Source organism: Streptococcus iniae, from assembly GCF_030732225.1.
Taxonomy (GTDB): domain Bacteria; phylum Bacillota; class Bacilli; order Lactobacillales; family Streptococcaceae; genus Streptococcus; species Streptococcus iniae.
In genome coordinates, this window is sequence record NZ_CP132230.1 from 1,069,433 (window position 1) to 1,088,078 (window position 18,646).

At 36.0% G+C, this 18,646-nt stretch carries 15 protein-coding genes; 5 read left to right on the forward strand and 10 right to left on the reverse strand.

The genetic code is table 11. The features are described from left to right. The first annotated feature begins 222 nt into the window (after nucleotides 1-222). The 3 genes from Q9317_RS05335 to Q9317_RS05345 all read left to right on the forward strand — a co-directional run bounded on the left by Q9317_RS05335 (nucleotide 223) and on the right by Q9317_RS05345 (nucleotide 4,039). Nucleotides 223-1,365, forward strand: a complete 1,143-nt coding sequence (locus Q9317_RS05335; RefSeq protein ID WP_003099638.1) for a cation:proton antiporter — start codon at nucleotides 223-225, stop codon at nucleotides 1,363-1,365. Nucleotides 1,366-1,675: 310 nt separating this feature from the next. After that, nucleotides 1,676-2,389, forward strand: a complete 714-nt coding sequence (locus tag Q9317_RS05340) for a DUF554 domain-containing protein (RefSeq protein ID WP_016356008.1) — start codon at nucleotides 1,676-1,678, stop codon at nucleotides 2,387-2,389. 174 nt (nucleotides 2,390-2,563) lie between these two features. Then, a complete protein-coding gene (locus Q9317_RS05345) occupies nucleotides 2,564-4,039 on the forward strand; it encodes a peptide MFS transporter (protein ID WP_003099640.1) in 1,476 nt (491 codons plus the stop codon). Nucleotides 4,040-4,238: 199 nt separating this feature from the next. Here Q9317_RS05345 and Q9317_RS05350 read toward each other — a convergent pair whose 3' ends face one another. After that, the gene (locus Q9317_RS05350) at nucleotides 4,239-4,718 is read right to left on the reverse strand and encodes a glutathione peroxidase (protein WP_003099641.1); all 480 of its coding nucleotides are present in this window, start codon (nucleotides 4,716-4,718) and stop codon (nucleotides 4,239-4,241) included. Nucleotides 4,719-4,853: 135 nt separating this feature from the next. On the opposite strand from Q9317_RS05350, the gene Q9317_RS05355 reads away from it, so the two are divergent. Then, nucleotides 4,854-6,196 (forward strand): IS3 family transposase gene (locus Q9317_RS05355; RefSeq protein ID WP_370297210.1). Its coding sequence is split into 2 segments (ribosomal slippage): nucleotides 4,854-5,304 and nucleotides 5,304-6,196, totalling 1,344 coding nucleotides; the frame shifts between segments, so codons are not numbered across the junction. A 52-nt stretch (nucleotides 6,197-6,248) separates the two neighbouring features. Here Q9317_RS05355 and Q9317_RS05360 read toward each other — a convergent pair. The 6 genes from Q9317_RS05360 to gyrA all read right to left on the reverse strand — a co-directional run bounded on the left by Q9317_RS05360 (nucleotide 6,249) and on the right by gyrA (nucleotide 14,039). Further along, a complete protein-coding gene (locus Q9317_RS05360) occupies nucleotides 6,249-7,283 on the reverse strand; it encodes a S66 family peptidase (RefSeq protein ID WP_003099643.1) in 1,035 nt (344 codons plus the stop codon). A gap of 386 nt (nucleotides 7,284-7,669) precedes the next feature. Next, on the reverse strand, nucleotides 7,670-8,845 hold the full coding sequence (locus Q9317_RS05365) for an IS256 family transposase (RefSeq protein WP_305981613.1): 1,176 nt from the start codon (nucleotides 8,843-8,845) through the stop codon (nucleotides 7,670-7,672). Between the two features lie 197 nt (nucleotides 8,846-9,042). Further along, nucleotides 9,043-9,999 carry a DUF1002 domain-containing protein gene (locus Q9317_RS05370; RefSeq protein ID WP_003099648.1) on the reverse strand — a complete coding sequence of 319 codons (957 nt, stop codon included), beginning with the start codon at nucleotides 9,997-9,999 and terminating at the stop codon, nucleotides 9,043-9,045. Between the two features lie 345 nt (nucleotides 10,000-10,344). Next, complete coding sequence (gene gloA2 / locus Q9317_RS05375; RefSeq protein WP_003099649.1) at nucleotides 10,345-10,758, reverse strand: SMU1112c/YaeR family gloxylase I-like metalloprotein; 414 nt, start codon at nucleotides 10,756-10,758, stop codon at nucleotides 10,345-10,347. A 45-nt stretch (nucleotides 10,759-10,803) separates the two neighbouring features. Beyond that, a complete protein-coding gene (locus tag Q9317_RS05380; RefSeq protein ID WP_003099650.1) occupies nucleotides 10,804-11,562 on the reverse strand; it encodes a class A sortase in 759 nt (252 codons plus the stop codon). Continuing rightward, complete coding sequence (gene gyrA / locus Q9317_RS05385; RefSeq protein WP_003099651.1) at nucleotides 11,562-14,039, reverse strand: DNA gyrase subunit A; 2,478 nt, start codon at nucleotides 14,037-14,039, stop codon at nucleotides 11,562-11,564. Before gyrA ends, Q9317_RS05380 begins: the two co-directional genes overlap by 1 nt. Before the next feature lie 192 nt (nucleotides 14,040-14,231). Between gyrA and Q9317_RS05390 the strand changes: the two genes are divergently transcribed. Continuing rightward, nucleotides 14,232-15,215: an L-lactate dehydrogenase gene (locus Q9317_RS05390; RefSeq protein WP_003099652.1), complete on the forward strand. Its 984-nt coding sequence runs from the start codon at nucleotides 14,232-14,234 to the stop codon at nucleotides 15,213-15,215. A 200-nt stretch (nucleotides 15,216-15,415) separates the two neighbouring features. Here the strand turns inward: Q9317_RS05390 and nox are convergent, their stop codons facing one another. The 3 genes from nox to Q9317_RS05405 all read right to left on the reverse strand — a co-directional run bounded on the left by nox (nucleotide 15,416) and on the right by Q9317_RS05405 (nucleotide 18,644). Beyond that, on the reverse strand, nucleotides 15,416-16,783 hold the full coding sequence (gene nox / locus Q9317_RS05395; RefSeq protein WP_305981614.1) for a H2O-forming NADH oxidase: 1,368 nt from the start codon (nucleotides 16,781-16,783) through the stop codon (nucleotides 15,416-15,418). Between the two features lie 280 nt (nucleotides 16,784-17,063). Continuing rightward, nucleotides 17,064-17,666 (reverse strand): lysozyme family protein, encoded by a 603-nt coding sequence (locus Q9317_RS05400; protein WP_003099656.1) that lies wholly within the window; start codon nucleotides 17,664-17,666, stop codon nucleotides 17,064-17,066. Next, nucleotides 17,667-18,644 carry a nucleoid-associated protein gene (locus Q9317_RS05405; RefSeq protein ID WP_003099658.1) on the reverse strand — a complete coding sequence of 326 codons (978 nt, stop codon included), beginning with the start codon at nucleotides 18,642-18,644 and terminating at the stop codon, nucleotides 17,667-17,669. It lies immediately after the preceding gene. Between the last annotated feature and the right edge of the window lie 2 nt (nucleotides 18,645-18,646).

The following is an 18,646-nucleotide window of genomic DNA, read 5'->3' on the forward strand; positions in this document are numbered from 1 at the left end:
TCCTAAAACTTTTCTTTTCATAAATCTCAAAAAATCTAGGCAATTTGACCTAGGTTTTTTGTTTTTTACAAAGCTAAGTGTTTTTTTAATCTTGACTCTAGTAAAAATCTTTGATCATCTTGTTATTTTCAGCTGAAATCCCTTGTTTTAAAGGCAATAAAGTTTTTTTACAGGCCTTATCATGTTATAATGGTATTATTGTTTTTATTACTAGGGGGATTTATGCACGAACTTTTTCAAATAACAATTATCTTAATATCCAGCTTTTTGGCAATTGAAATTTCCAAAAAAATCGGTATTCCAGCTGTCGTTGGACAACTTTTGATGGGAATCTTAATTAGTCCAGCCATTTTAAACCTTGTTCACCAAGGGGAAATGATTCACTTTTTAGCTGAGTTAGGGGTTATTTTACTGATGTTTTTAGCAGGTTTAGAGGCTGACTTTGGCTTGCTGAAAAAATATTTAAAACCAAGTTTGGTTGTTGCTTTATCAGGGGTTGTTATTCCTGTCGGGGTATTCTATGTTATTACTCAATTTTTTGGATATGGTCTTGAAACCTCATTGTTTTACGGCATTGTCTTTGCAGCAACCAGTGTTTCCATAACCGTTGAAGTACTTCAAGAATATAATAAAGTTCAAACAAACACAGGGGCTGTCATTTTAGGGGCTGCAGTTGCTGATGACATTTTAGCGGTTCTTCTGCTTAGTTTTTTTATCTCTACAACTGGAAGCAATGGCACTTCTTCAACACTTTTATTACAAGTTTTAGCACAAGTCTTCTTTTTAGCTTTTCTCATGTTACTGGTTAAATATTTGGTTCCAGCCTTGTACCAGTTCACTGCTAAAATCAAATATTTCAAAAAAGATACTTTTCTTGCCTTATTGATTTGCTTTATCATGTCTATTCTTGCTACTAATGTTGGAATGAGTTCTGTTATTGGTTCTTTCTTTGCAGGTCTGGCTATCGGACAAACTCAAAAAGCTGAGCAAATCACCCATGAAATTGCTGATTTTGCTTATATGTTTTTCATTCCGATTTTCTTTGCCTCAATTGCACTACCACTTAAACTTGATGGGCTTGTATCGGAATTTGGTTTGATTTTATTATTTACCATTCTTGCAGTTCTAACAAAGTTATTGCCAGGCTATTATGTCGGAAGAAAGTTTCATTTTTCCAAAAAAGATTCTCTGACTATTGGTGGTGGCATGGTAAGTCGTGGAGAAATGGCTTTGATTATTGTTCAAATTGGCTTAGCTGAAAAACTGATTTCAAACGCTATATACTCTTCATTGGTTATTGTTGTTATTTTATCTACAATAATTGCACCATTTATTTTAAAAATATCCTTCAAAGAGGCAAACTAAGATGATTTCATCTTGGTTTTTTATATTATTCAAAACAGAAAACACTGATTTTGTCAGCTTTAAACAGATTTTGATTAACTTCTTTACTAATATTTTTTCATTTCAAGATGGGATATGAAAAAATATAAAATCTATTGTTCGTTTATTTTTATAAAAAAAGATATAAATAAAATTTTTATTCTTTTTTAGATGATTATTCTGAATATTTTAAATTGATAGATATATTATTTACGAATTTTTAGCCTAAAAACTGTTGACAGTAAAAATGTAAGCGTTATAATAAATGTGACCTTAAAGGAGGATTATTGTCATGTTTGCATTAGGTACATTAATTGATACTGCTGCTATTTTCTTTGCAGGCTTTTGTGGTAACTGTTTTGGCCATAAATTAACGGCACGCCATCAAGAGAGTTTAACAATGGCAACAGGTATTAGTGTTCTTTTTATTGGCATATCCGGTGCCATGTCAGGAATGTTATCTTTAAGACCTGAAAGTTTAGCTAGTGGCCATAGTATGTTGGTGGTAGCTTCCTTATCATTAGGTGCTTTAATTGGTGAAATTATTAATATTGAGGGAAATTTTGAGAAATTTGGCAATTGGTTAAAAATTAGCTCAGGTAATGCCAAAGATCCTGATTTTGTAAATGCCTTCGTGGTGGCTACCTTGACTGTCTGCATTGGGGCTATGGCCATTATTGGTCCAATACAAGATGGTATTAATGGTGATATTTCGCTTCTCATCACAAAAAGTGTTTTGGATTTTATTATTATCATTATTATGACCACCTCTCTTGGAAAAGGGGCTATATTTTCTGCCATTCCAATTTTAGTCTTTCAAGGAAGTATTACAATTTTAGCAAGTTTTTTAAAACCTGTGCTAACGCTGGAAGCTTTGACTAATATCTCACTAGTAGGCTCTATTTTGATATTTTGTGTTGGCCTTAACATTGTTTTTGAAAAAGGAATCCGAGTTGCCAATATGTTACCAGCTCTCGTTTTGGCAGCACTCGTGGCTTATTTCTAAACGTTTTTTTAAAAACAAAAATACAAGGAAAACTTCTCCATACATCTCTAAGAAAAACTATTTTTTCTGCCAGATAGATTGCCTAAAAATAGCTTCCCTATAGGAAGAAATATTGACAGGAAGCCCAAATTAAGATATTCTATTTAATGGTTTTTAATTAAAGGAGAATATCTAATGACTGATCATACAAAAACATTTTTTGGACATCCTCGTGGTTTGTCCACTCTTTTCTTTACCGAAATGTGGGAAAGGTTTTCATACTATGGTATGCGTGCCATCCTTCTTTACTACATGTACTATAGCGTTAGTCAAGGTGGATTAGGCTTTAGTAAAGTAACAGCTGCTTCTATTATGGCTATTTATGGTTCACTTGTTTACCTATCATCTGTTATCGGTGGTTTTGTTAGTGATAGGATTTTAGGAAGTCGTAAATCAGTGCTATATGGTGGTATTCTGATTATGCTTGGCCATATTGCTCTAGCCACTCCATTTGGTAAAACAGCCCTATTTGTATCTATTGCCTTAATTATTTTAGGAACTGGTTTTTTAAAACCAAATGTATCAGATATGGTTGGCAGTCTCTATGGTGAAAAAGATCTTAGGCGTGATGCAGGCTTTAGTATTTTTGTTTTTGGAATTAACTTAGGAGCCTTTGTTGCACCAGCAATTGTGGGTTATCTTGGACAAGAAGTAAATTTCCATCTAGGCTTTTCATTAGCAGCTGTTGGAATGTTCTTTGGCTTGTTACAATACATGCATGATGGTAAAAAATACCTTCCGGAATCCAGTTTACACCCAACAGATCCCTTATCTGAAGCTGAAAAAGCTGATTTAAAGAAAAACGTTTTTATTTGGGGCCTTGCCATTTTAGCTGGTATTGTTTTCTTAAAATGTGTAAATCTCTTAACAATCAATACTGTTATTAATATCTTTACAGCGATTGCTATTATTATTCCAATCTACTACTTTGTTAAAATTTTAAGCAGCTCAAAAATCACTGAAACGGAACGTTCTCGTGTATGGGCTTATATTCCATTATTTATTGCCTCTATTTTATTTTGGTCAATTGAAGAACAAGGTTCTGTTGTTTTAGCCCTCTTTGCTGATGAGCAAACACGTCTTTATTTTAACCTATTTGGTCATCAAATCAACTTCCCATCTTCTTATTTCCAAAGTATTAACCCTCTTTTCATTATGCTATATGTTCCCTTCTTTGCTTGGATGTGGGCAAAATTAGGAACCAAACAACCCTCAGCAGCTAAAAAGTTTGCTTATGGTTTGATCGCTGCAGGGCTTTCATTTGTTTGGATGATGTTACCTGGCATGCTTTTTGGAGTTCATGCTAAAGTTAGTCCAATGTGGCTTATAGTTAGTTGGGCAATCGTTATTGTTGCTGAAATGTTGATTTCTCCTATTGGATTATCCATTACAACGAAATTAGCACCAAAAGCCTTCCAAGCTCAAATGATGTCTATATGGTTCTTAAGCAATGCTTCTGCTCAAGCAATCAATGCCCAAATTGTTAAGTTTTACACTTCTGGAAACGAAATTGCTTACTATGGTATTGTCGGAACAATCACAATCCTATTTGGCTTCTTACTCTTCTTTTACGTCCCACGTATTGACAAATTGATGTCAGGGATAAAATAAAATGCTCTCCTCAGTATATGAACTGAGGAGAATTTTTTTATGTGATGAGCTATGTCTATTTGACAATCTTGTTGAACAAATATGATAGTCTTGGTCTTTAGAACGAAAATCTTAAACATGGTCTTTCATATTTTATGCTTACAGCTCTTTCAAGGGCTTACTATATTATTCGAAAAAATGTAGTTTTTCTTTTGCCTCTTTAGGTTAATAATTCTTCTAACTTTGCTTTGATTTTTTCTGGTTCTGTTTTGGATGAGTAGCGTTTGATGACTTGACCATTTTGATCAATGAGAAATTTTACGAAGTTCCATTCAATGGCTTTGCCTAATAGGCCTTTCTTTTGTGATTTTAGCCAAGTGTACATTGGGTCTGCTTCTTTACCATTGACCTTAAGCTTTGCAAAGCGTGGAAATGTGGTCTGGTAATTGAGCTCACAAAAACTGTTAATCTCTTGGGCAGTGCCTGGGGCTTGTCCAGCAAACTGGTTACAGGGAAAATCGAGAATGACAAAGCCTTTGGCAGAATACTGGTCATAGAGTTCCTGAAGCCCTTGATATTGAGGCGTCAAGCCACAGCCAGTAGCTGTGTTGACAATGAGCAGAACTTTTCCCTGATAACGCCTTAAGGGAACCACTTCTCCCTTTTGATCTTTAACGCTAAAATCATAGAGTGTTGTCATCATAATCTCCTTTGAACAATGTCTTCTTAGGATTAGATTATCACTTAATGACAGGAATATAAAGCAAAAAAGCCCACTAAATGAACTGCACCCCAAAAGTTAGACACAAAATCTAACAGTTGGGGTGTTTTTCTTATGAAATTAAGTTATGAAGATAAACTAGAAATATATGAGCTGAAAAAGAGCGGCGTGTCGTGGACCAATCTTAGCCAGACATACAAGGTAACCATTGCCAATCTCACATACATGATAAAACTCATGGATCGGTATGGCTTAGAAATCGTTGAAAAAGGTAAAAATAGGTATTATTCACTCGAATTAAAGCAGGAAATGATAGATAAAGTCTTGATTCATGGTTGCTCTCAACTCTCAGTTTCTCTTGATTATACCTTGCCAAATCGAGGGATGCTCCCAAATTGGATAGCGCAATACAAGAAAAACGGTTATACTATTCTTGAAAAACCAAGAGGGAGACCTGCTAAGATGGGACGAAAGCCTAAGAAAAAGCTAGAAGAGATGACTGAATTGGAACGTCTTCAGAAAGAATTAGAATACTTAAGAGCGGAGAATGCTGTGCTAAAAAAGCTGAGAGAATACCGCTTGAGGGACGAAGCAAAGCTCAAAGAGCAACAGAAATCATTCAAGCATTAACGAATCGGTTTTCCCTAGAGACGCTACTTGAAATCCTTGATTTACCGCGCTCCACCTATTACTATCAAGTGAAGCGACTAGCTCAAGGAGATAAGGATATAGAACTAAAGAATTTGATTCGAGAGATTTATGATGAACATAAAGGAAACTATGGCTATCGTCGGATTTATTTAGAACTCAGAAATCGAGGATTCCTAATCAATCACAAAAAGGTGCAACGCTTGATGACAGTTATGGGCTTAGCGGCTCGCATTCGTCGTAAGCGCAAGTACTCTTCTTACAAAGGTGAGGTTGGTAAGAAGGCTGATAATCTGATTAAACGTCAATTCGAAGGTTCTAAACCCTATGAGAAGTGTTATACCGATGTGACAGAGTTTGCCTTACCTGAAGGGAAGCTTTATCTATCGCCAGTTTTTGATGGCTATAACTGTGAGATTATTGACTTTACCTTATCTCGCTCGCCTGACTTGAAACAGGTTCAAACGATGCTTGAGAAGGCTTTTCCAGCGGATTCATACAGTGGAACTATTCTCCACAGCGACCAAGGGTGGCAGTACCAGCACCAGTCTTACCATCAGTTTTTGGAAACCAAAGGGATTCGTCCCTCTATGTCTCGAAAGGGAAATAGTCCAGATAATGGGATGATGGAATCCTTCTTTGGCATTCTCAAATCGGAGATGTTCTATGGACTTGAGAAGTCTTACAAAACCCTTGATGAGCTTGAACAAGCTATCACAGATTACATTTTTTACTACAACAACAAACGAATCAAAGCAAAACTAAAAGGACTTAGTCCTGTTCAATACAGAACCAAATCCTTGCAATAATTAATTGTCCAACTTCTGGGGGTCAGTACAAAATGATGAGCTTTTTGTTTTATTATGACCAATCGAAAGTTATCACTTGTTTATCTACATCGACTTTTGTTGCTACGCCAAATGGTATGATACATCGAGGTGTAGCATGTCCAATATTAATATTTGTAACAATGGGAAGGTTCATATGACCGAGTTGTGCTAATAAGATTTCCTTGTATTCTTGATCATGTGCCTCATCCTGAGGTTTTCCAATTAATAGACCTGAAATGACATCAAATATACCAAAATCCTTAAGTACACCAATCATTTTTTCAAATAAGTGTCTGTCAGGCTTCTCTTCACTGGTTTCTAATAAGAGGATTTTTCCTCTCCATTCTTCGAGGGAAGGGAACAATTGGTATTTTTGGCAAAGCGATACGGTATCAGCATACCTTGAATTATCAAATAAATCATAGAGGGACTCTAAGCATCCACCAAGAATTTCCCCTTCAAATTGAGATGAGCCTGTAAGAAGCTGAAATCCTTGATTTTGAAAAGATTCTGTCGTGGTTCCTAAAGCTTTTTCTGAAAAATCAGTGCGCTCTGAATACCAGACCTGGCTAGGCTCAATTTTAGAAATATGACCCGTTTCTATTAATTCTTTGAAATACTTTTCTGTATAGGGAAGCATGTTGGGTGATAACTCACAAATATCTGGTAAAAAAGCTTGTCCATAGAAACTTTTAATGCCAAGCTTATTGAGCATCAAATGATTAATGGTCGTATCTGAAAAACCTAAAAACGGTTTGTCAGTGACAACTTTTTTTAATTGATTGTCATCAAATAAATAGGGTAAAAGACGGTAGGTATCATCACCACCTATGGCACACAGAATCATGTCGATACTATTATCTTTATAAGCATCTAACAAATCCTGAGCACGTTTTTCAGGATGAATGTCCAAGTCATCAACGCCCTTTAAGGCATTAGGCAGAAAAACAACCTCAATCCCCATATCTTCTAAACGACTAAGCCCAAGTTCCAATTCATGTTTAACAAATGTTTCACCCAGTATACCAAGTGAGAGAGAAATAATACCAATTTTTTTGATAGCCATAGGAATCCTCCTTTTAAATTAAGAACAAGTTTAATACAAAAGGCTACTAAAAGCAAGCTATAAAAACACATCCAGTTCTGCTTGTGCTTCTGGTGTGGTGCCTTTGAGTTGGTGAAGCCTGTTCATGAGTTCTTTAGATTGTTCCTCAATTTTAGCATTTGTGGTATTTCAAAGGGAACTTGTATAATTTTTCTAAATACTCATGTAAATAACACATGTGAGATTCATTCCTTGAATTTGGGCAATTAACTTTAATATAGCAGCGATTCCAGTACTGCAATTAGTATATTGCCTCCACAAAAATATATATTAAAAAAGTTATTTATTATTTTGAATATGATACTGTCAATAATTTTGTGTAAACACAAGAGTAGAGTTTTTGAATATTAGTCAAATAAGCTATCAAGTGTGTCAAAACATACTCCGAATCCTTTATGAATACGAGCTCCGAACTTAATGTTATAGTCTTCGAAAATACTTACAAGGCATCGTTCTAAGGCTTCTTCATTTGGAAAAACCACCCTCTTCTTGCTTTGTCGCTTGATTTCTTTATTGAGTGATTCAATCAAGTTTGTAGAGTAAATACTAGACCAAATGTGATGTGGAAATTGATAGAAAGTTAGGAGATTTTCAGTTGTTTCAAGTGATGTCATAACCTTTTTGTAACGAGGTTTCCACTCAGAAACAAATTGTTCCAATAATTTAATAGCCTCCTGTAAATTTGTGGCACGATAAATCTGCTTGAACTGATTTAGAATAGGTGCCCTATCTACTCGTTTGACCTTACTGGAGATATTGCGACCAATGTGAACCAGACACCGTTGCTGTTTAGCCATTGGATAGGCTTGTTGGATGATTTGATCCACACCGTTAAGCCCGTCTGTAACAACTAGAGAAACTTGCTTAAGTCCTTGATTTTGTAGCCTCTTAAGAAGATCTGACCAAGAGACATTATTTTCATTAGGGGCAATCTCATAGCCAAGAACTGATTTATACCCTTCAGGCGTGATACCAAGTGCAATGTGAATACATTCTTTACTGACCGTACCTCGTCGCAAGGGTAAGTAAGTTCCGTCTAGATACAAGACTGAGTAGTTAGTTTGAAAGGAACGCTCATGAAAGGCAGTGACACTTTCTTGAGTCACTTTTGTGATATTTGACACCGTTGCTGGACTGTAGTGGTGACCATACATGCGCTCAATAATGTCACTGATTTCGCGTGTCGTAACGCCAGTTTGATAGAGTTTAATCACCATCTCTTCCAAGTGGTCATCTCGTCTAGCATAAGATGGTAATAAAACTGGTGAAAACTCGCCGTTTCGATCTCTTGGAATGATTAAATTGACTAAGCCATACTTCGTTTCAAACTGTCGAGAGAAGGTCCCATTACGGCTATTACCTGTATTGTAACCTTCTTTTTTATATGGCTCATATCCAAGGAAAGCTGATAGTTCAACCTGCAAGAGATCATTCATAGCTATTTCTAAAGAGGATCGAAAGAATTCATCAATATCTTGTTTTTGCGCTAGGAAGTTAAGTAATTCTGTGGTAAACTGAGTCATGGGAATAAATCTCTTTCTAGTGAAGTGTCGTAACTCTACTATACAGGATTTATTCCTTTTTTGTGTTTACACAAGATATTTTACACTACCTTAATTTAAGTAGTTATATAAACTATAAAGTTAAGATATCATATATCTATATATTATATAATGAGTATACACCAAAAGGATAAGTTTCCTTATCCTTTTAAGTCATATTACCCAATCAAACTTCTAAAGAAGTCGACGATTTGTTGCCAGATGCCTTTGCCTGTTTCGACTGCTTTTGCTGTGTCAAAATTGAGGTTAATGTCTTTGAAACTTGCACCTGATTTAGCAACGATACTATCTTTTAGATTCTTTAAGGTTTCTTGGAAATGACCGTTTGAAATCACACCGCTGTTTGACAAGTTAATGGCAAAATTAACAATGACATTTATTTGATCACCTGAGATAACTTTGTCTAAGCCGTAATTCTCAAGGGTTTTCTTAACAATGTCTTCAACTTCTGTCTTACTTAAGTTTGAGCCACCTTCAGCAACTTGTTTTTTGATATCTGTAAGTGCGACATTGAGTTTGTTTGCATCGTAACCTTCTTTACCGGCATTTTCTGCATTAATTCCAGAGAGGGCATTTAATTCTTGCTGGGCTAATGCCTTGTTTTCGGCTGGAACATTGGCTCCTTTTTGCTCAAGGGAATAATAGATACCAGCTAAGGCTGATTCGCCAGTAACAGCTATTGGAGCTGCAATGGTAATATTAGCATGTTCAATACCTAAAGTAACGGCTGCATTGCGGTACATGTCTTGGGTAACTTTGGTGATGTTGTTAGGTGTGACAATGTTAACCTTTAAGACTTCTTTTGCACCTAATTTTTCAATTTTAACAGAAGAGTAAAGTTGAATGCTTGGGTCATCAGCCACATTCATAATTTTGGCGTATGCACTAGTGTTTAGGGTTTTAACCTGCTTATCTTTTCCTTCATTATAATGCAGTAAGGAAAGCGTTTGGCTTTGTTGTTCAGGGCTAAGTGAATAACCAAGAACATAATCAGGTTGCACATAGCTCTCATCAATAACATTTTGAACAGTTGAACTGCTGGCAAATGCTGTTGATACACTAAAGGTTGACGCTAATAGGATACCAGCTGTCACTAATTTCTTTTTTAAAGTCATGATTTTCCTCTTATCCTATAAATTAACTTTTCGATGTCTCTCTAACATCTTCTTTTTCAAAATCTGTTTCAACATTATATCATGATTCATTTTAAATGACGATCAAAAACTGTAAAAGCACTGTCTCAAAAACAGTGCTCAGATTGAAGAAAAAGTCCATTTGGGGCAATTTTCTTCAATCTGTTTTCTTTTACTTGAAATTAAAAAAACTCATGGAACCACTGTTATAACAGTATTTCTATGAGTTTGAATTATGTGGTAGTCAACCTTTAAACTAACAATTTTTCTATCAATAAGAGGGTTTGTCTACGTTCTGAGCACTGTCTCAAAAACAGTGCTATTTTTTTATTCGTGTAATTCCAAAGGTAAGCCATCGGGATCAAAGAAGAAAGTCATTTTTTTCCCAGTATAGTCATCTCGTCTTATAGGTTGCACGTAAATGCCTATTTCTTCCAGCTCACTAATGTATTTTTCGATAGAATCAACGTGAAAGGCCAGATGCCTCAGTCCACAAGCTTCACTACTGTATTCCGGCTGGCCGACACGTTTAGGCGGTGCTTGGTAGTTTGGATCACTCTTTTTATTTCCGAAGATTTCCAGTTCAATGTCGCCACATTTTAAGTCTAACTTGTAGTCATGGCGCTCTGGCCGATGATTTTCTCGGATAATGTCAAAGCCTAATTTGTTGACATAGAAGTCTTTAGACACTTCATAGTCAGAAACAATAATAGCAATATGGTGAACAGCAGTTAGTTTCATTTTTTCTCCTTAGGACAGAAAAACAGGAAATTATCCTGTTTTGTCTTATTCAATAGCAATTTGGTTATAAGAATGATTAAAAGCTTTCAAAACAGATTTAGGTGCTGTTTTATAAGCCATCTCTTCTTTTAAAACGCCTTTGACAATGATTCTTTCAGTCGCTTCAATATCTGTACAAGTCACCAATGTAACTTCTTTCATACCAAGAGTATCGTTGATGACATCAACTCTATCAGGTGTAACCGTTTCAACAACGGTGATATCATAGCGGTAAATCTTATCTTTATCAGTAAGATAGATAGGCATACCAACTTTAGCGTGTTCCAATGGTGAAAAGAGCATTTTTGAGGAACCGGCCATACCAAAAATATGGTGACTGGCTAAGGAGTAATTGTTTTCGCCTCCCATAACCTGCTCTTCTTTCATTGTACCAGCACCAAATAATAATTCGGTATTACCTAATCCTTTAAAGATTGGCAAGTTAATATCAAGGTCTGGAATTGCAATACCTCCAATAACTGGTAACTGTTGCGAGGCCATTTGGGCTTCTAAAACAGAATCAGTGCTTGCTGCTTCTACGGCTTCAAAGTCAAAACTGCTTTTAGCGGTTTTGTTTTTTTCAATTGTTTTCTTTGACACTTTGGTTACCTGGTATTTATTAGAATTCCAAGCAATCATTGTGTTGCGGATGGGTTTATTAAAGAGTAAAGCCAAGCCAACAACTAGTAAAATAACTGATAAGACTAATCTTAATGTGCTAGCTAGTGATCTTTTCTTTTTTTCGTTGTGTCGATTTCTTACCATTAGGATTCCTCTGTTGGTTTAACTTCTTCTGCTACAGCTGAGTCGTCTTCATCGATTTCAGGATTAACTAAGGCAAAAGTAACAATTTTTGACTCTTTGTCAAGACGCATCACTTTAACCCCTAGGGTTGCTCTTCCTGTTTGAGAAACATTTGCAAGGCTTGTTCTAATGATAACCCCTTTGTTAGTGATAACCATGATGTCTTCATCGCCATTAACGGTTGTTAGACCAGCTAATTCTCCATTTTTAGCAGTAATGTTGGCTGTTTTAATCCCTTTACCACCACGGCCTTTAGTTGGGTATTCAGAAGCCAATGTTCGCTTACCATAACCATTTTCAGTAATGATGAGGACTTCTTGATGGTCAGTAATTGTTGAAGCACCTACTACTAAATCATCGTCACGCAATTTAACCCCACGAACCCCTGTTGCTGAACGGCCCATGTTACGGATAGTGTCTTCTTGGAAACGAACAGAATAACCTGACTTGGTTCCGATAATAATATCTTCACTCCCATCAGTCAGTAAGACATTGATCAGTTGATCGCCCTCTTTAAGATTTAGAGCACGAAGTCCATTTTGACGGATATTATTAAACTCAGAAGCACCTGTACGTTTCACAATCCCTTGACGTGTTGTGAAGAAGAAATATTTGTCAACAATCTCTTCTTTACGGGCATTTATGATGGTTTGGATGGTTTCACCATCATCTAACTTAAGCAAGTTAACAATTGGAAGTCCTTTTGCTGTACGACCATATTCTGGAATTTCATAAGCTTTCAGACAATAAACCCGACCTAAATTAGTGAAAAAGAGGAGAGTATCGTGAGTACTTGTTGACACCAGTTCTTTGACAAAATCATCATCGTTGACACCAGTTCCTTGAACTCCACGACCACCACGTTTTTGTGCACGAAATTCATCTTGAGCAAGACGTTTGATGTAGCCTTTGTTAGATAAGGTGATAAGGACATCTTCTTCTTCAATTAAATCTTCGTCTTCGAGTGATAAAACTTCACCAATCATTAATTCTGTACGTCTTGGATTTGCATACTTACGTTTAATCTCATCCATCTCTTCGATGATGATAGCTTGAATACGCTCTGGTTTTGCTAAAATATCTGTTAAATCAGCAATTAAAGCTAATAAATCATCATATTCAGATTGAATTTTATCACGTTCTAATCCTGTTAAACGACGAAGTCGCATATCAAGAATGGCTTGACTTTGACGTTCTGAAAGTTCAAAACGTTGCATCAATTCAGCTTGGGCGATTGTATCTGTTTGACTATTTCTAATAATAGCAATGACTTCATCAAGATGGTCAAGTGCTATAAGCAATCCTTCTAAAATATGCGCTCTTGCTTCAGCTTTATCTTTATCAAATTGTGTACGGCGTGTGATAACTTCTTTTTGATGGATAATGTAGTTATCAATAATTTGACGCAATGATAGAATTTTAGGGACACCATTTTCAATGGCAAGCATATTGAAACTAAAATTGGTTTGTAAGCTTGTTAATTTGAAAAGGTTATTTAAAATAACTGATGCTGAGGCGTCACGTCTAATTTCTATAACAAAACGAACACCTTCACGGCTAGATTCATCTCGAACAGCTGTAATGCCTTCGATACGTTTTTCTTGCGCTAAACGAACGATATGCTCATGAACTTTAGTTTTGTTAACGCCATAAGGAAATTCTGTTACGACAATGCGTTCGCGGCCCGTCTTAGTTGTTTCAATTTCAGTACGAGAACGTAACACAATAGATCCACGACCCGTTTCATAGGCACGATGAATTCCAGAACGGCCCATTACCATGGCCCCAGTTGGAAAGTCTGGACCAGGGATAACTTCCATGAGGTCGCGTGTTGTTACTTCAGGATTTTCCATCACCATTCGAACAGCATCAATTGACTCAGCTAAGTTATGAGGTGGAATATTAGTTGCCATACCAACGGCAATACCTGTAGCACCATTAACTAATAAGTTAGGGAAACGAGCGGGTAGAACTAAGGGTTCACGTTCACTACCGTCATAGTTTTCTTGGAAATCAACGGTGTTTTTATTGATGTCACGTAAGAGTTCTAGAGCAATTTTACTCATTCGAGCTTCCGTATAACGTTGCGCAGCGGCACCGTCACCATCCATTGAACCGAAGTTTCCGTGTCCATCAACAAGCATGTGACGATAAGACCACCACTGTGCCATACGAACCATGGCTTCATAAATAGAAGAGTCTCCGTGAGGATGGTATTTACCCATAACATCACCTGTGATACGGGCAGATTTTTTATGAGGTTTATCTGGTGTTACACCAAGTTCGTTCATACCATAAAGAATACGACGGTGAACTGGCTTTAAACCATCTCTAACATCTGGAAGAGCACGGGCGACAATAACACTCATTGCATAGTCAATAAAACTCGTTTTCATTTCACTCGTTAAATTAACATCAATCAAATTTCTATCTTGCATTTAAGGAATGCTCCTTTTCTAGTCAAAACTCTATAGTATTATACCATAAATCACATATTTTTTCTTTGTGGAAGCGTTATCTGAAAACAATTTTCATTTTTTTGTTCAAATTGATGACAAAGCACTTGCAAAGTGATAAAATTGAAATGTATGAACAGAGTGTTCTAATAAAATTAAGGAGATATTTTACACATGACTGTAACCAAACAACACAAAAAAGTTATTTTAGTCGGCGATGGTGCCGTAGGATCATCTTACGCTTTTGCATTGGTAACTCAAAATATCGCTCAAGAGCTTGGTATTATTGATATTTTTAAAGAAAAAACTCAAGGGGATGCTGAAGATTTAAGCCATGCACTTGCATTCACATCACCTAAAAAAATCTATGCCGCTGAGTATTCAGATTGCCATGATGCTGACCTTGTTGTTTTAACTGCTGGTGCTCCTCAAAAACCAGGTGAAACACGTCTTGATCTTGTTGAGAAAAACCTTCGTATCAACAAAGAAGTTGTTACACAAATCGTAGCATCAGGATTTAATGGTATTTTCCTTGTTGCTGCTAACCCAGTTGACGTTCTAACTTACTCAACATGGAAATTCTCTGGATTCCCTAAAGAGCGCGTTATCGGTTCAGGTACTTCACTTGACTCAGCTCGCTTCCGTCAAGCACTTGCTGAAAAAATCGGGATCGATGCTCGTTCAGTCCATGCTTATATTATGGGTGAACACGGTGATTCAGAATTCGCTGTTTGGTCACACGCTAATGTAGCTGGTGTTAAACTTGAACAATGGTTACAAGATAACCGTGACATCGATGAGCAAGGTCTTGTTGACTTATTCATCTCTGTTCGTGATGCTGCTTACTCAATCATCAATAAAAAAGGCGCAACTTTCTATGGTATTGCTGTAGCCCTTGCTCGTATTACAAAAGCCATTCTTGACGATGAAAATGCTGTTCTTCCTCTTTCTGTTTTCCAAGAAGGTCAATACGAAGACGTAACAGATTGCTACATTGGTCAACCAGCTATTGTTGGTGCTTACGGTATCGTTCGTCCAGTAAACATTCCATTAAATGATGCAGAATTACAAAAAATGCAAGCTTCAGCAAATCAATTAAAAGCTATTATTGATCAAGCCTTTGAAAAAGAAGAATTTGCTTCTGCTGCTAAAAATTAAGAACTAAAAAAAGAGACTGAGGTCTCTTTTTTTAGTGTTTTGGGCAAGTTCTTGCAACTTGAATTGCTACTAGAATCTAGCTATTAGAGCTTTACTGTAATCTTTTGTATGAATGCTTGTCTTTTTGATCATAAAATTTTTAAGCAAAAAGTGCCTCTATAGAGACACTTTTTGACTGGGATTAAAATGATAAGAAGGTCTTATTCTGCACCAAGTGCTGCCATTGTAATGTAGTTGTATGGTTTGTTAAAGTGTGGCAAGAAGAAAATATCCATTAATGACAATTCTTCGATGGTAACTTTCTTCATGATGGCTAATGAGAACATATGGATTCCCATTGACATGTCTTCGTAAGATACCATTTGGCAACCTAAAACAAGACGGCTATCTTTATCGTATACAATTTTAATAGCAACATCGTGGTTATCTTCTTTAATGAACTCAGGTTTTTGTTTGTCCATAAATGAGGCAACTGCGGCATTAAAACCAGCTGCTTTTGCACGTTCTTCTGTCAAACCAGTTGAAACCATTTTAAGACCAAAAATGCTAATTCCGTTTGAACCTTGAACACCAACACCTTCTAAGTCATGTCCACATAAATTGTGGGCAGCGACAATACCAGTACGGACTGCATTTGATGCTAAAGCGATGTAAGAAACACCATCACGTGCGTTATCGTAAATCGTTGCACAGTCTCCAATAGCATAAACATCTTTCATGCTTGTTTCTTGTTTTTTATCAACAATCCAAGCACCATTTTCAAATGTTTCAAGTTGGCCATTTCCTAAAGCTGTATTTGGACGGAAGCCAACACACATGATAACCATGTCAACATCATAGCTTGCTTTATCTGTAACGATTCGTTCAACTTTTTGGTCTCCTTCGATAGCTTGTACAGCTTGACCTAAAGCTAACTCAATGCCATTTTTCTCTAGATTTTGATTCATCATTTCAGTGAAATCAAGATCGTAGTAAGCACCCATTACTGTTTCAGCGATATCAACAAGAACAACTTCCTTACCTTTACGTTTAAAACTTTCAGCAAGTTCTACACCAATATAGCCACCACCAACAACTGCTACACGGTTGATGTCTGGATTTTCAAGTTTATTAATAACATCTTCAGCATTTTGGTAAAGTTTAACAAATTGAAGATTTTCTAATGTTGCCTCAAATTCGCGTGAGCCTTCTTTGATTTCCACACCTTTAATTGGTGGAATAATTGGTTGCGAACCTGTAGCCAACAAGAGTTTGTCGTATGATTCAATATGTTCTTTACCATTTACAAGTGCAGTCACTTCTTTTTTATCGTAGTCGATATGAACAACTGGTGACTTCATGTGTACAGTTGCACCAAGTGACTCAAGTTCTTCTTTATCAGAATAGAAAAGTCCTTCGGCACTATCAATTTGTTCACCAATCCACAAAGCCATACCACAGCCTAGGAATGAAATATTTGAATTTTGATCAAAACAGACAATCTCATTTTCTTTGCCATATTGATTTAACATGGTTTTAATAGCAGCTGTTCCTGCATGGTTAGTTCCGACGACAACGATTTTACTCATATATTGTTCCTCTTTTCACATTATTTACTTTTTTATTATAGCATAGCAAAAATAGGCAACCAAGTTTTATGCTCATACTTCGTTATTTTTTTCACTAAAGAGTTGAAAAACCTTTGGTATCAACATTCGCAGTTATGCTAGAAATAACTTTTGAAATTGTCACAATTTTAGATATATTCCAAACAATAGTCAACTGTATCAGTACAAATTCGTGATTTTACGAACAATCATGGCAGAAAAAAATAGCTGAATTAACAGCTATCATGTTTATCAATTATTTTTAAAATAATGACATAGCTTTGATTAAATAGAGATTAAAATGAACTTCTCTAGAATAATAGATATTGCCACCGTTTTTATAGAGTTTGCCACCTGAAATTAATGCTAAGGGATGGTGGTAAAAATAAGTTTCACCACTTGTATTTCCAAGGCTTGGAGCCACTACTTTTTTAGAATAGTTATCTGCCAAATCAAGGGTGTTTTCACCTCCATTTTGAGCAATATACGTGATATAGGCAGTTCCAAAATTATAAGCTTGAACAGCTGTCCAAGAGTCAACATTGGCTTTTTGTGCTAATTCAAGATTGTGGGATAAGAGTTTTACCCCATGTTCAATACTTGTTTGGCTGTCTGTAATACTGTCTTTGACGCCACTGCTACTTTCACTAGATTGCATGACGTCAACTTCTCCACCTTTTGTTTCTGTGTAAATCATTGCAAGCACAAGATCAATGTTTGCCGGTGTATCATTATCCGCCAAGATTTTTTCAACCATAGGTTTGTATTGCATGACATTTTTTACATTTTCATGAGTAATGTAGCATTGATAAGCACAGAATATGATAAAGGCAAAGCTTATGATGCGCTTTAAAAATTTAAACATTTATTTATTTTTTATATCCTCAATATTTTTGATTAAGATAGAGTATGTCCCATCGTCATTCATAATAAATTCAACGGACTCTGCATCTTGATAGATGGCATTTGGTACCGTTAATTCAATACCGTTAGACAAAGATAGTTTTTGACTTTCAAGTTTTTTTATTTGACGAGAATGGTCGATATCACTAACTTTAATTGGTTCAGGGATGGATTCTTTGAGTTGATCAACAAAGGTTAATTTAGCTGTAAGATTATCATCAAACAACTGATCTGCCAACTTTTCAGGGGATAGTTCTGCTTCTTCGTCTAAGTTTTTAAAAATAGCAGATTTCATCTTAGATTGGAAAGAAAAATCATCTTGATTGAAGTTCTCAGCAATTTTTTGAGCAGTCTGTTCAATTTTTTTTATTGATTTTTTAACAGATTGTTCTGGTCTCACTTTTAAGAGGTTTTCAGAAAAATAATTTTCAAAACTACCATTATGTTTAACCCTTTTTTCAATCAAATAATAGGCAGATGTTTCTTTGTTGATGATTAAGGCTTCATCTGGAGCTTGTGCTGGGCTCGGCAAATTGTTTTGTGTAACGCTTAAGGGATTATCATCACTATCTGATAGGTGAGCAAAACTTTCTTTTAAGGCGATTCTTAAAAAGGCAAAATAGGGCTGACCATCTTTATCAAATTGAATAAAAACTAAGTCATTGGTCTTTTGATCTTCGGAAAAAACAAATTCTTCCTTCCATAATTTTGCAACTTTTTGAGATGAGGCGATAAAATCATCTGTAATGCTGTCTAAAAAGACATTATCAGAGTCAAATTGCCCACGTTTGGCATCGTCTGAAAAAACCTTGGTGATTTTTTTTCGGAAGTATTCATCAATTCGTGGTGTAATTGCAAGTGTTGATTCTGCTAGCGCAAGCTCTGTATCACTTGGTGAAAATTGATGAATGATTATTTTTTTTATATAAATATCTAACATGG

Excerpts from the sequence above, each read along its gene's own strand:
- Q9317_RS05335 (WP_003099638.1), top strand. The coding sequence starts at position 223 with ATGCACGAACTTTTTCAAATAACAATTATCTTAATATCCAGCTTTTTG.
- Q9317_RS05340 (WP_016356008.1), top strand. The coding sequence starts at position 1,676 with ATGTTTGCATTAGGTACATTAATTGATACTGCTGCTATTTTCTTTGCA.
- Q9317_RS05345 (WP_003099640.1), top strand. The coding sequence starts at position 2,564 with ATGACTGATCATACAAAAACATTTTTTGGACATCCTCGTGGTTTGTCC.
- Q9317_RS05350 (WP_003099641.1), bottom strand. The coding sequence starts at position 4,718 with ATGACAACACTCTATGATTTTAGCGTTAAAGATCAAAAGGGAGAAGTG.
- Q9317_RS05360 (WP_003099643.1), bottom strand. The coding sequence starts at position 7,283 with ATGGCTATCAAAAAAATTGGTATTATTTCTCTCTCACTTGGTATACTG.
- Q9317_RS05365 (WP_305981613.1), bottom strand. The coding sequence starts at position 8,845 with ATGACTCAGTTTACCACAGAATTACTTAACTTCCTAGCGCAAAAACAA.
- Q9317_RS05370 (WP_003099648.1), bottom strand. The coding sequence starts at position 9,999 with ATGACTTTAAAAAAGAAATTAGTGACAGCTGGTATCCTATTAGCGTCA.
- gloA2 (WP_003099649.1), bottom strand. The coding sequence starts at position 10,758 with ATGAAACTAACTGCTGTTCACCATATTGCTATTATTGTTTCTGACTAT.
- Q9317_RS05380 (WP_003099650.1), bottom strand. The coding sequence starts at position 11,562 with ATGGTAAGAAATCGACACAACGAAAAAAAGAAAAGATCACTAGCTAGC.
- gyrA (WP_003099651.1), bottom strand. The coding sequence starts at position 14,039 with ATGCAAGATAGAAATTTGATTGATGTTAATTTAACGAGTGAAATGAAA.
- Q9317_RS05390 (WP_003099652.1), top strand. The coding sequence starts at position 14,232 with ATGACTGTAACCAAACAACACAAAAAAGTTATTTTAGTCGGCGATGGT.
- nox (WP_305981614.1), bottom strand. The coding sequence starts at position 16,783 with ATGAGTAAAATCGTTGTCGTCGGAACTAACCATGCAGGAACAGCTGCT.
- Q9317_RS05400 (WP_003099656.1), bottom strand. The coding sequence starts at position 17,666 with ATGTTTAAATTTTTAAAGCGCATCATAAGCTTTGCCTTTATCATATTC.
- Q9317_RS05405 (WP_003099658.1), bottom strand. The coding sequence starts at position 18,644 with ATGTTAGATATTTATATAAAAAAAATAATCATTCATCAATTTTCACCA.